General features: G+C 73.8%; 9 protein-coding genes. All 9 read left to right on the top strand.

Going from position 1 to position 12,889, the window contains the following annotated elements; translation table 11 throughout:
- Position 1 precedes the first annotated feature (1 nt).
- The 9 genes from asnB to V6D49_RS03855 all read left to right on the top strand — a co-directional run bounded on the left by asnB (position 2) and on the right by V6D49_RS03855 (position 12,889).
- Entirely contained in the window at positions 2-1,924 is a 1,923-nt protein-coding gene (gene asnB / locus V6D49_RS03815; protein WP_340557112.1) for an asparagine synthase (glutamine-hydrolyzing), read from the top strand.
- Between the two features lie 23 nt (positions 1,925-1,947).
- A complete protein-coding gene (locus V6D49_RS03820; RefSeq protein WP_340557113.1) occupies positions 1,948-4,143 on the top strand; it encodes a bi-domain-containing oxidoreductase in 2,196 nt (731 codons plus the stop codon).
- Positions 4,140-6,092: a heparinase II/III family protein gene (locus V6D49_RS03825; protein WP_340557114.1), complete on the top strand. Its 1,953-nt coding sequence runs from the start codon at positions 4,140-4,142 to the stop codon at positions 6,090-6,092. The genes V6D49_RS03820 and V6D49_RS03825 overlap by 4 nt, the downstream gene beginning before the upstream one ends.
- A gap of 104 nt (positions 6,093-6,196) precedes the next feature.
- Complete coding sequence (locus tag V6D49_RS03830; RefSeq protein WP_445330615.1) at positions 6,197-7,675, top strand: right-handed parallel beta-helix repeat-containing protein; 1,479 nt, start codon at positions 6,197-6,199, stop codon at positions 7,673-7,675.
- Positions 7,668-8,909, top strand: a complete 1,242-nt coding sequence (locus V6D49_RS03835; RefSeq protein WP_445330459.1) for an O-antigen ligase domain-containing protein — start codon at positions 7,668-7,670, stop codon at positions 8,907-8,909. Before V6D49_RS03830 ends, V6D49_RS03835 begins: the two co-directional genes overlap by 8 nt.
- 2 nt (positions 8,910-8,911) lie before the next feature.
- Complete coding sequence (locus V6D49_RS03840) at positions 8,912-10,186, top strand: glycosyltransferase (protein WP_340557118.1); 1,275 nt, start codon at positions 8,912-8,914, stop codon at positions 10,184-10,186.
- Positions 10,183-11,427, top strand: coding sequence for a class I SAM-dependent methyltransferase (locus tag V6D49_RS03845; protein ID WP_340557119.1), 1,245 nt, complete (start codon positions 10,183-10,185; stop codon positions 11,425-11,427). Before V6D49_RS03840 ends, V6D49_RS03845 begins: the two co-directional genes overlap by 4 nt.
- A complete protein-coding gene (locus V6D49_RS03850; protein WP_340557120.1) occupies positions 11,424-12,245 on the top strand; it encodes a glucose-1-phosphate cytidylyltransferase in 822 nt (273 codons plus the stop codon). The genes V6D49_RS03845 and V6D49_RS03850 overlap by 4 nt, the downstream gene beginning before the upstream one ends.
- Positions 12,242-12,889, top strand: a complete 648-nt coding sequence (locus V6D49_RS03855) for a PIG-L deacetylase family protein (RefSeq protein WP_340557121.1) — start codon at positions 12,242-12,244, stop codon at positions 12,887-12,889. The genes V6D49_RS03850 and V6D49_RS03855 overlap by 4 nt, the downstream gene beginning before the upstream one ends.

The raw sequence follows: 12,889 nt of genomic DNA on the forward strand, positions 1-12,889 counted from the left end.
CATGTGTGGCATCGCAGGCACGTACCGGTGGCCGGACGGGAAGGCCGTCACCGACCGGCTGACCGACACCCTGGCCCACCGGGGCCCGGACGGGGCGGGCCGGTACGGCCACGCCCTCGGCGACGGCGAGGTGCACCTCGGACACCGCCGACTGGCCGTCATCGACCTTTCCGGGACCGGCGCGCAGCCGATGGTCTCCGGCGGCCTCGCCCTCACCTACAACGGCGAGCTGTACAACGCACCCGAGCTGCGCGCCGAGTTGACGTCCGCCGGGGTGCGCTTCCGGGGCACCTCGGACACCGAGGTGCTGCTGGAGGCCTGGCGGCGCTGGGGCACGGACTGCCTGCCCCGGCTGCGCGGCATGTTCGCGTTCGGGATCTTCGACGAGCGCACCGGTGAGCTGGTCCTCGCCCGCGACCAGCTCGGCATCAAGCCGCTCTTCCTCCTCCGGCGCGGCACGGGGCTGGCGTTCGCCTCCGAGCTCAAGGCGCTCGCCGCCGGGACCGGCCGGCCGCTGGAGGTGGACCACGGGGCGCTGGTCGCCTCCCTGCTGTACTACTGGGTGCCGGACTCCCGGTGCGCGTTCCGGGAGGCGGAGAAGCTGCCGCCCGGCAGCTGGCTGCGGTGCCGGCCCGACGGACGGGTGCAGCGCGGCCGGTTCTGGAACCTGCGGGACGTGGCCGCCGAGGGCCGGGAGCGGGCCCGCAGCGGGGAGCGGCCGGACATCGCCGCCGTCGTCGAGGAGTCCACCCGGCGGCACCTGCTCTCCGACGTCCCGGTGGCGACGTTCCTCTCCGGCGGCCTGGACTCCAGTTACCTGACCGCCCTGGCGGCCCGCGACCGCCCCGGGATCTCGGCGTACACGATCGGGTTCCGCGCCGAGGACGCCAGGTTCGAGGCGATGCCGGACGACCTGCGCCACGCGCGCCGGGTGGCCGAACGGTTCGGCGTCGACCTGCGTGAGATCGAGATCGCTCCGGACGTCCTGGAGCTGCTGCCGCGGATGACGTACCACCTGGACGAGCCCATCGGCGACCCCGCCGCGATCAACACGTTCCTGATCTGCTCGGCCGCCCGGGAGGCCGGGGTCAAGGTGATGCTCTCGGGCATGGGGGCCGACGAGCTGTTCGCCGGGTACCGCAAGCACCTCGCCAACCTGCTCGCGCTGCGCTACCAGCGCGTCCCCGCCCCCCTGCGGCGCGGCCTGTCGGCGGCCGTGGACCGGCTGCCGGTCGCCTCGTCCCGGCGGGGGTACCGGTCCGTGCGGTTCGCCAAGCGGTTCCTCTCCTTCGCGGACCTGCCGGAGGAGACCGCCTTCCGGCGCAGCTACACCATGTACGACCGCGAGGAACTGCTCGCCCTGGTCGACCCGGACCTGGCCGGGACGGTCGAGGACGTGCTGACCGAGCACGCGGACGTCTACGAGGACAACGACCTGGACGACTTCGTCAATCGCATGTGTCTCGGCGACGCCCGCATGTTCCTGCCGGGCCTGAACCTCGCGTACACGGACCGGTCGAGCATGGCCGCGTCCACCGAGGTGCGGGTGCCGTACGTGGACGTGGAGGTGGTCAGGGCGGCGTTCGCCGTGCCCGGCGACCGCAAGATCGCCGGCCGGCAGGGCAAGGCCGTCCTGAAGGAGGCGGCCTGCTCGATCCTCCCCAAGGAGATCGTGTACCGGCCCAAGGGCCTCTTCAGCGCCCCGCTGCGGGCCTGGATGAGCCGGGACCTGGCCCCGCTGGTGCGCGAGGTGATCGACGACGGCCTGCTGGTGCGCTCCGGGCTGCTGCGCCGGGACGCGCTGGCGCGGCTGGTCGCCGAGGACGCCGCAGGCCACCGCGACTTCTCCAAGCATCTGTGGCATGTGCTGACCCTCGAGTACTGGTACCGCGGCGCGACCTCCGGGTCCGGCCAGCTCCCCTGACGACGTAGAGACAAGAGGACTTCGTGAAACAGGTTGTGCAGAACTACAAGAGCGGCGAGCTGGCGCTGCTCGACGTGCCCGCACCGGGGTGCCGGCCGGGCGGTGTGCTGGTCCGGAGCGCCTACTCGCTGATCTCCACCGGGACCGAGCTCATGAAGGTGTCCGAGGCCGGCATGTCGATGCTGGGCAAGGCCCGCTCCCGGCCGGACCAGGTGGCCAAGGTCGCGCAGAGCGTGGCGACCAACGGGATGTCCGCCACCTACCGCAAGGTGATGAACCGGCTGGACTCCTACACACCGCTGGGCTACTCGCTGTGCGGGGTGGTCGAGGAGGTCGGCGCCGGGATCGACGAGGTGGCGGTCGGTGACCTCGTGTCCTGCGCGGGCAACGAGCACGCGTTGCACGCCGAGCTGAACTGGGTGCCGAAGAACCTCTACGCCCCGGTGCCGGACGGTCTCGCGCCCCGGCACGCGGCCTTCGGCACCGTCGGGGCGATCGCCCTGCAGGGCGTCCGCCAGGGCGAACCGCAGCTGGGCGAGGTGGCGCTGGTCGTCGGCCTCGGGCTGATCGGGCAGCTCGTCGCGCAGTTGCTGACCGCCTCGGGCGCCCGCGTCGTCGGCGTCGACCCCGACCCGGTGCGCTGCGAACTCGCCGTGGGCCTGGGCGCGGCGGCGTGCGGCGCGCCCGGCTCGCCGACGGTGGAGAACGCCGTCGCCGAACTCACCGGCGGCCACGGCGTCGACCAGGTGTACCTGGCCGCCGGGGGCGGCAGCAACGAGCCCGTCGAGCTGGCCGCCCGGCTGAGCCGGGACCGCGGCCGGGTCGTCGACATCGGCAAGTGCCGGCTGGACCTGCCGTGGAACGCGTACTACGAGAAGGAGCTCGACGTCCGGTTCTCCCGCAGTTACGGCCCCGGGCGCTACGACCCGGAGTACGAGCTCCAGGGCCGCGACTACCCGATCGGCTACGTGCGCTGGACCGAGCGCCGCAACCTGGCGTGCTTCCTCGACCTCGTCGCCCGGGGCCGCGTCGACGTGGAGCCGCTCGTCTCCCACACGGCCGACTTCGCGGACGCGGTCGAGACCTACCGCAGCATGAACGACGGCGGTCTGAAGGCCGTGGCCGTGCTGTTCCGCTACCCCGGTCGCCCGGAGGAGGCGCCGGACCGGCGGCCCGCGCCCCCGCAGGTGGCCGTGCCGCCGGTACCGCGCGGCGCGGCCCCCGCCCCGGCGCGGCGTGTCGCCGGGGCCCCCGTGCGGCTGGCGTTCGCCGGCGCGGGGAACTACGCGACGTCGATGCTGCTGCCGCACCTTTCCGGGCGGGACGGTGTCGAGCTGTCCACGGTCGTCACCACGACGGCGCTGTCGGCGGCCAACGCGCGGCGGAAGTTCGGATTCGCCCACGCGACCACCGATCTGGACGCGGTGCTCGGCGACCCGGCCGTCGACGCGGTGTTCGTCGTCACCCGCCACAGTTCGCACGCCGAGCTGACACGGAAGGCGCTGCTGGCGGGCAAGGCGGTGTTCGTGGAGAAGCCGCTGGCCCTCACCGAGGAGGAGCTGACGGAGGTGCTCGCGGCGGTCGAGGAGTCCGGCAACGACCGGCTCCAGGTGGGCTTCAACCGCCGGTTCGCGCCGCTGCTGAGGGAGGCCGCGCAGCGGTTCGGCCCGCTGACCGGATCCGCGAACCTGCGCTACCTGGTCAACGCGGGCCGGCTGGAGCACGGCAGCTGGTACCTGCGGCACGGCACCGAGGGGTCGCGGTTCGCCGGGGAGGGCGGGCACTTCATCGACACGGCGAGCCATCTGCTCGGCGCCGATCCGGTCTCGGTGTACGCGGTCACCACGCCCGGTACCGGTGACCTCCAGGTCGTGCTGCGCTACCCGGGCGGGTCCACCGCCACCCTCAGCTACCTGACGACCGGCCCCTCGGCGTTCCCGAAGGAGACGCTGGACCTGGTCGCGGACGGCCGCGCGCTGCGGCTCGACGACTTCGTCCGCGCCTCGGTGTACGGCCGTAAGCGGTGGGTCAGTTCCCGGCTGCCCAAGGCAAGGGACAAGGGCCAGCGCGCCGAACTCGACGCGTTCCTGCGGGCCGTGCGGACCGGTGGGCCCATGCCGGTGTCGCTGGAGTCGCTGGTCGCCACCACGACGGCCACCCTCGCCGTGCCGACCGCCCTGGCCACCGGGGCGCCGGTGACGCTGGCGGAGGCGCGATGAGCATGAGCGCGGCCTGGTACCTGCGGCGGCTGTCCCGGATGGGGCCCCGGGAGGTCGGCGGCAGGGTGGCGGACACGGTGCGCAGACGGCGCTGGCGCACGGCGCCGCCCGGCTGCCCGGACGTCACCGGCGCCCGCTTCACCGCCACCCTGCCCCCGCGGGTCACGGCCTCGGTGCCACCGGACGCCGCGAAGCGCCTCCTCGCCCACGCGGACCGGCTGATGGAGGGGCACGCGGTGTTCTTCGGGGTGGCCCGCGACGACATGACCGACCCGGACTGGTTCCACGACCCGAAGACGGGGCGCCGGGCTCCGGGGGGCTACGCGTTCGACGTGCCGTACCGGGACGAGGACGCGATCGGGGACGTCAAGCAGATCTGGGAGCCGTCCCGGCACCAGTACCTCACCGTCCTCGCCGCCGCCTACGCGGTGAGCGGGGAGGAGCGGTACGCCGAGCGGGTGGCCGCGCACCTGCGCTCGTGGTGGGCGGCCAACGCGCCGCTGCGCGGCGTGCACTGGACCAGCGGCATCGAGCTGGGCATCCGGCTGCTGTCCTGGGTGTGGGTCCGCCGGCTGCTGGACGGCTGGCCGGGCGCGGCCGCGCTGTTCGAACGCAACCCGGTGGCGCTCCGGCAGATCTGGCACCACCAGCGTTGGCTGGCCGCCTTCCCCAGCCGGGGCTCCTCGGCGAACAACCACGTCATCGCCGAGGCCGCCGGGCAGCTGGCGGCAGGCTGCGCGTTCGACTGGTTCCCCTCCTCGGCGCGCTGGCGGGCCGAGGCGCTGCGGACGCTGGAGCGGCAGCTGCGCGGCAACACCTTCCCCTCCGGCCTCAACCGCGAACTGGCCACCGAGTACCACGGCCTGGTCCTGGAGCTCGGCCTCGCGGCGGTGGCGGAGGCGGACGCCGCCGAGGTGCCGGTCCCCGCGTCGGTGCGGCTGGTGCTGCTGCGGATGACGGACGCCCTCGCGGCCGTCGTCGACGACCGGTTACGGCCGCCGCGCCAGGGGGACGCCGACGACGGGCACGGCCTGGTGCTGGACGGCGAGGGCACCGACCGGTGGGCCTCCCTGCTGGCCACCGGGGACGCCGTCTTCGGCCGCCTCCCCTGGTGGCCGACGGTGACCGGCACCGACGTCCGCACCCCGTTGCTCGCCGCGCTCCTGCGGCCCACCGCACCGGCCGCCTCCCGCCCGCCGAGCCGGCCGGCCCACTTCGCCGACGCGGGGTTGACGGTCCTGCGGGGGCCGGAGGGTATCTGGTGCCGCTGCGACGGCGGTCCGCACGGCTTCCTGTCCATCGCCGCGCACGCCCACGCCGACGCGCTCTCCGTGGAGGTCCGGCACGACGGCGTCGACGTGCTCGCCGACCCGGGGACGTTCTGCTACCACGGGCAGCCCGAGTGGCGGCGGTACTTCCGCTCGACCCTGGGCCACAACACCCTCGAGGTGGAGGGGGCCGACCAGTCCGTCCCGGGCGGCCCGTTCCTGTGGACCCGGCACGCGCGCAGCCGCGTCCTGGTCGCGGACCCCGCGGACCCCGCGGGCCCGGAGGGCTCGCGCTGGTGCGCCGAGCACGACGGCTACCGGGGCTCCGTGCACCGCCGCAGCGTGGAGCTGACGGCCGCGACACGCGAGCTGCGGGTGGTCGACGAGCTGCGCGGCCCGCGCCGGGCCGTGCGCCTGGCCTTCCACCTCGGCCCGGCCGTCGCCGCCGAGCTGGTGGGGAACCGGGCGCACCTCAGCTGGACCCGGGACGGTGCCGACCGCTCAGCGACCCTCCAGCTGCCCGGGCAGCTGACCTGGCGGGCCCATCGCGGCGAGAGCGACCCGCCGCTGGGCTGGTACTCCGCCGGCTTCGGGCGCAAGGAGCCCGCCACCACGCTGGTGGGCTCCGGGTTCGCCGACGGCTCGGCGGAGTTGACCACCGTGCTCGGATTCCACGGCTAGGGGCGCAGGTGGTGGAAACGAGGGGAGGACGGAGCGCGGCCCGGCGCGCGCTGCCGTCGTCGACGAGACGCCCGGACGGCACGTCGCGGCGCTGGGCGGCACCGCTGACGCTGGCCCTGCTGGCGGCGAGCGGCTGCGAGAGCGCGCCGGACGCCGCGCCGGGGCCGACAGCCGGGCCCGTCACGTCCGTCGCCCGGGTGTGCGCCGAGCCGTTGGCGGGCCCGGCGACGGCTCCGTCGGGCGCCGTGCCGGTCGACCCCGCCGTCCCCGGTGACCTGGCGGCGAAGACCCGCGAGAACCCGCCGCGCACCACGTTCTGGCTCCGGCCGGGGCGGCACACGCTCCCTGCGGACCGGTACGCCCAGGTCGTCCCCAAGGAGGGCAACCGCTACCTCGGCGCGCCCGGCGCGGTGCTCGACGGCCGGGAGACCAACCAGTACGCGTTCGGCGGCACCGCCCCCGACGTCACCCTGCGCCATCTGACCGTGCAGGGCTTCGTCGCGCCGCACGACGAGGGCGTGGTCAACCACGACTCGGCCGACGGGTGGGTGATCGAGCACACGACGATCCAGCACAACTCCGGGGCCGGGCTGATGGCCGGGGCCCGCCAGCAGGTGCGGGCCAGCTGTCTGCGCGGCAACGGCCAGTACGGCATGAACGCCTACAAGGGCGACGGCCCGCTCGGCGGGCTGGTCGTCGAGGGCAACGAGATCGTGGGCAACAACACCGACGACTGGGAGCGGCGACGGCCGGGCTGCGGCTGCACCGGGGGCGTCAAGTTCTGGGCGGTCGACGGCGCCGACGTCCGGGGCAACTGGGTGCACGACAACCGGGGGCCCGGGCTGTGGGCGGACACCAACAACAACGACTTCCGCATCGAGGACAACCTGCTGGAGGACAACGACGGTGCCGCGCTGATCTACGAGACCAGCTACAACGCCGTCATCCGCGCGAACATGATCCGGCGGAACAACTGGGTCGAGGGCCGGCGGCACGCCGAACGCGGGGACACCTTCCCGTTCGCGACGCTCTACGTGTCGGAGTCCGGCGGCGAACCGCGCGTACCGGCCCGCACCGACAAGATCGAGATCCACCGCAACGTGCTGGAGGACAACTGGTCCGGCATCACCCTGTGGGAGAACGCCGACCGGTTCTGCAACAGCCCGGCCAACACCTCCTCCGGTGACTGCACCCTGCTCGTGGACGACACCGAGCGGTGCGCACAGCCGGAGATCGCCACCGCCCCGCTCCACTCCGACTGCCGGTGGAAGACCCAGCGCGTGGACATCCACCACAACCGCTTCGTGCTGGACCCGTCCGTCGTCGACTGCACGGTGCGGTGCGACCGCATGGCGGTGCTGGCCAACTACGGGACCTACCCGGACTGGTCGCCCTACCACGGCGAGCGGGTGGCCGAAGCGATCACCCTGGAGCAGCACAACCGCTGGCACGACAACGTGTACGTCGGACCGTGGACGTTCGTCGCCCACGACCCGAGCCGGACGCTGGACGTCGGGCAGTGGCGGGGCGCCCCGTACCGGCAGGACGAGGGCAGCACCTTCCGCCCCGGGGACGGTGGTTGAGGTGCAGGCGGACCGCACGCCGAGGATCGTCGGCGTCGCCTGGGGACTGCTGGTCCTCAACACCCTCGGCTCCGCCGGGGCGGAGACCATCGTTCCGCTACCGCGCTCCCTCATCCAGATGGTCACCATGGGCTCGCTGGCCGCCGCGTTCGTGCTGGCGCTGGCCGTCAACCGCCGGGTGCGGATCCGGCCCAGCGCCTACCTGTTCCTGCTGACGCTGCTGCTGGTGCCGAGCGTGATCGCCAGCGCGAACCTGGAGTCCGGCTTCGGGGCGCTGTTCCGCTGTGGGAGGCTGGCGCTGTTCGTCAGCACGCTGTGGCTGCTCAGCTGCTGGTGGGACGGCGGCCCCACCTTCGTCCGATACCACATCCGGGCGTACGTCGCGGTCCTGGCCTCGGTGGCCGCCGGCGCGATCGCCTCACCGGGCGCCGCCCTGCCCGAGCTCTACGGCGGGCGGCTGGTCGGCGCGCTGTGGCCGCTCACCCCGCCGCAGATCGGGCAGTACGCGGCCGTGATCACCGGGCTCACCGCGCTGCTCGCCCTCGGCCGCCGGACCGACCGGCGCAGCGCGGCCCTCGTCATCGTGCCGGCCCTCGTCCTGCTCGCGCTGACCCACACCCGGACGGCCACGCTCGGCATGTTCGTCGGGCTGGCGCTGGCGATCGGCTCCCTCGTGCTGACCAGCGCCGCCGCCCGACGGTTCTTCAGCTGGACGGTGCTGTGCGCCACCGTGGCCGCGGTGGGCTTCGGCCCCCTGCTGCAGGCCTGGTTCCTGCGCGGGCAGAGCGAGGAGAACTTCACCAGCCTCACGGGCCGGGCCAAGGTCTGGGACGCCCTCCTGGCCGCGCCCCGGACGACCTCGGAGTACCTGTTCGGCGCGGGCCTGGGCGACAAGTCCTTCGGCGGACTGCCGATCGACAACAGCTGGCTCGCCGTCTACCACGAGCAGGGGGTGACGGGCGTGACGCTGGTGGCGGCGTTCGTCGTCGTGCTGGGCGGTGTCGCGCTGCTGCGGCCCCCGTCGCTGTCGCGGGCCTGCGCGCTCTTCCTCATCAGCTACTGCGCCATCGCGTCGTACACCGAGGCCGGGCTGGGCGACGCCTCGCCGTACCTGCTGCACCTGGCCGTGGCCGCCTCACTCCTGGTCGTGCCCACCACGGCCACGCACCCCCCGGCGCCCGACGTCCCCGGACGGCGCGTCCCGCGCTGGGCCCGCAGATCGGAGGTGGTCTGACCATGCACGTCCTCGTGGTGCACAATCGCTACGCCTCGGCGCAGCCCAGCGGCGAGAACAAGGTCGTCGACCAGGAGGTGGCCCTGCTGCGCGGGGCCGGCCACCGGGTCGATGTGTTCGAGCGGCGCAGCGACGACATCGCCGCCCGGTCCCTGGCGGGCAAGGCGGCGCTGCCGCTGCTGGTGCCGTGGAACCCGGCGGTCCGATCGGAGCTCGCCGCCCGGCTGCGGGCGGAGCGGCCGGACGTCGTGCACGTCCACAACGTCTTCCCGCTCCTGTCGCCGTCGGTGCTGGCCGCCTGCGCCGACGCCGGCGTGCCCGCCGTCGCCACCCTGCACAACTACAACCAGTTCTGCGCGCCCGGCACGCTGCAGCGGGACGGCCGCCCGTGCACCGAGTGCGTCGGCGCCGCACCGCTGCCCGCCGTCCGGCACGGCTGCTACCGGGGCTCCCGGCTGGCGACGGTGCCGCTCGCGGTGAGCCTGTCGGTCAACCGGCGCCGGTGGTGGTCCGGCGTGGCGCGGTTCTTCTGCATCTCGGCGGCGCAGCGCGACGTCCTGGTGGGCGCCGGGATGCCGCCCGAGCGGCTGGCGGTCAAGCACAACTTCGTGCCCGATCCGGGCGCCCGCCGCACGGGCGGCGGGGAGCACCTGCTCTTCCTCGGCCGGCTCGCCGAGGCCAAGGGCCTGCGGGTGCTCATGGCCGCCTGGGACGCGCTCGCCGCCGACGGCGGCGTGGGGGTGCCGCTCGTCATCGCCGGGGCGGGGCCGTTGGAGCGCGAGGTGGCCGCCTGGGCGGCGGACCGGGACGACGTGCGCTACGTCGGCCTGTACGACACGGCGGAGTGCCGGCGGGCCGTCGCGCGATCGGTCGCGGTGGTGGCCCCCTCCACGTGGCTGGAGACGTTCGGCCTGGTCGTCGTGGAGGCCATGGCGGCCGGGGTGCCGGCCGTCGCCGCCGCGCACGGCGCCTTCGTCGAACTCGTCGAGGACGGGGTGACGGGGCTGCTGCACCGGCCGGGCGAGCCGGGCGCACTCGCGTCCTGCCTGCGCCGGATCACGGCCGAGGCGGCCCGCAACCGCGCGATGGGCCGGGCGGCACGGCGCCGCTACGAGCGGGACTTCAGCCCGGCCGTCGGGCTGGAGCGCCTGGTGGACGGATACCGCACCGCCATCGCGGTGCGGTCCGGCGACGGGGACGTCCCGCCGCCGGTCGGGGACGACAGCACTGGCTCGCGGCGGGGCTCCTCGCCCGAGCGGGATGGGGACGTGAGATGACACGATGCCGACTCTGCGGCTCGGCGGCGCTGGAGAGCGTCGTCGACCTGGGGGCGACCCCGCCGTGTGAGAGCTTTCTCGCGGCGGACCAACTGGACCGGCCGGAGCCGACGTACCCGCTGCACCTGCGGGTCTGCACCGACTGCTGGCTGGCGCAGATCCCTCCGCTGATCACGCCGGAGGAGACCTTCACGCAGTACGCGTACTTCTCCTCCTACTCGACCTTCTGGGTGGAGCACGCGCGCACGTTCGTCGACGAAGCCGTCGGGCTCCTCGGTCTCGGCCCCGAGGAACGTGAGGCCTTCGTCGTCGAGGTGGCGAGCAACGACGGGTATCTGCTGCGGCACGTGCAGGACCGGGGAATCCGCTGCCTGGGCATCGAGCCGTCGGTGAACGTCGGCGCCGCCGCCCGGGAGGCGGGCGTGCCCACGGTCACGGAGTTCCTGGACCCCGACACCGGGGCCCGGGTCCGCGCCGAGCACGGCCCGGCGGACCTCGTCGTGGCCAACAACGTGTACGCGCACATCCCCGACGTCGTCGGGTTCACCCGGGGCCTGCGGGCCCTGGTCGCCGACGACGGCTGGGTCTCCGTCGAGGTGCAGCACCTGCTGACGCTGATCGAGGAGAACCAGTACGACACGATCTACCACGAGCACTTCCAGTACTACACCGTCGCCTCGGCGGCCCGGGCACTGGCCAGCGGCGGCCTCACGCTCGTGGACGTCGAGCTGCTGCCCACGCACGGCGGCTCGATCCGGCTGTGGGCCCGGCCCGCCGAGGTGGCCGGAGAGCCGAGCCGCCGGGTGGCCGACGTCCTGGACCGGGAGAAGGCCGCCGGGCTGCGGGAGCTGTCCGGGTACACCCAGTTCTCCGCCCGGGTCGCGAAGGTGCGCCGGGACCTGCTGCGGTTCCTCGTCGAGGCGGCCGAACGTGGCGAGACGGTCGTCGGCTACGGCGCCCCGGGCAAGGGCAACACCCTGCTCAACCACTGCGGTGTGCGACCCGACCTGCTGCCGTACACGGTCGACCGCAACCCCTACAAGCACGGCAGGTTCACCCCGGGCACCCGCATCCCCGTCCTGCCGCCCGAGCGGATCGCCGAGGACCGGCCGGACTACGTCCTCGTCCTCCCGTGGAACCTGCGCGCCGAGCTGACCGAGCAGCTGTCCTTCGTGCACGCCTGGGGCGGTCGGCTGGTCTTTCCCATTCCGGAACTGAGCATTGTCGAGGTCAAGCCATGAAGGTCGTACTGTTCTGCGGCGGCTACGGGATGCGGATGCGCAACGGAGCCGCCGACGACGTCCCCAAACCGATGGCGATGGTCGGCCCACGGCCGCTGATCTGGCACGTCATGCGCTACTACGCGCACTTCGGCCACACGGAGTTCATCCTCTGCCTGGGCTACGGGGCCCACCACATCAAGGACTTCTTCCTCCACTACGAGGAGACGACGTCCAACGACTTCGTCCTGCGCGACGGACGGCCCGAGCTGCTGTCCGCCGACATCTCCTCCTGGACGATCACCTTCGTGCAGACCGGCATCGAGTCGCCGATCGGGGAGCGGCTGCGCCGCGTGCGGCACCACCTGGGCGGGGACGAGATGTTCCTCGCCAACTACGCGGACGTGCTCACCGACGCCCCGCTGCCGGAGATGATCGACCGGTTCGCCCGGCGCGACGCCGGCGCCTCGATGATGGTCGTGCCGCCGCAGTCCTCCTTCCACTGCGTGGACCTGGGCGACGACGGCCTGGTGGGGGGCATCACCCCGGTGAGCGAACTGCCGCTGTGGGAGAACGGCGGCTACTTCGTGCTGCGCCAGGAGGTCTTCGACCACATCCCCGAGAACGGTGACCTGGTGGCCGACGGCTGCGCCCAGCTGGCCAAGCGCGGACGGCTGGTGGCGTACCAGCACCGGGGCTTCTGGAAGCCGACGGACACGGTGAAGGAGCGGGCCGCGCTCGACGACGCCTACGCCCGGGGCCACCGCCCGTGGGCCCTGTGGGAACGGGACCGCGCGGTCGCGTCCGGCGGCGGGCCCGGCCCGGGAGCGCGGCGGTGATCCGGCTCGGGGCCGGGCGTGTGGAGCGCGTCGTCGCGGTCGGCGCGCACTGTGACGACATCGCCATCGGCGCGGGCGGCACCCTGCTGACGCTGTGCCGCGCACGGCCGGGTCTGCGCGTCGACGCCCTGGTGCTCTCCGGCGGGGGCGGCGAGCGCGAGCGGGAGGAGCGGGCCGCGCTCGAAGCCTTCTGCCCGGACGCCGACCTGCGGCTGACCGTGCTCAAACTGCCGGACGGCCGGCTGCCCGCGTACTGGGACGAGGCCAAGGCCGCCGTCGAGGAACTGGGCGCGCGGACGCGGCCGGACCTCGTGCTGGCCCCGCGCACCGAGGACGCGCACCAGGACCACCGGGGCCTGGCCCGGCTGATGCCCACCGTGTTCCGCGACCACCTCGTCCTGGGCTACGAGATCGTCAAGTGGGACGGCGATCTGGGGCGTCCGGTGGCCTACCAGCCGCTGGCACCGGAGGTCGCCGACCGGAAGGTGCGCCTCCTCCAGGAGCACTACCCCTCCCAGGGGCACCGGCCCTGGTTCGACCGGGAGGCCTTCCTCGGGCTGGCCCGGATCCGCGGCATCGAATGCCACGCGCGCTACGCCGAGGCGTTCGCCGTCACCAAACTCACTCTCGATCTGGGGGAATGA

Origin of the sequence: Streptomyces sp. GSL17-111, assembly GCF_037911585.1 — a bacterium.
Taxonomy (GTDB): Bacteria; Actinomycetota; Actinomycetes; order Streptomycetales; family Streptomycetaceae; genus Streptomyces.

Excerpts from the sequence above, each read along its gene's own strand:
- asnB (WP_340557112.1), top strand. The coding sequence starts at position 2 with ATGTGTGGCATCGCAGGCACGTACCGGTGGCCGGACGGGAAGGCCGTC.
- V6D49_RS03825 (WP_340557114.1), top strand. The coding sequence starts at position 4,140 with ATGAGCATGAGCGCGGCCTGGTACCTGCGGCGGCTGTCCCGGATGGGG.
- V6D49_RS03840 (WP_340557118.1), top strand. The coding sequence starts at position 8,912 with ATGCACGTCCTCGTGGTGCACAATCGCTACGCCTCGGCGCAGCCCAGC.
- V6D49_RS03845 (WP_340557119.1), top strand. The coding sequence starts at position 10,183 with ATGACACGATGCCGACTCTGCGGCTCGGCGGCGCTGGAGAGCGTCGTC.
- V6D49_RS03850 (WP_340557120.1), top strand. The coding sequence starts at position 11,424 with ATGAAGGTCGTACTGTTCTGCGGCGGCTACGGGATGCGGATGCGCAAC.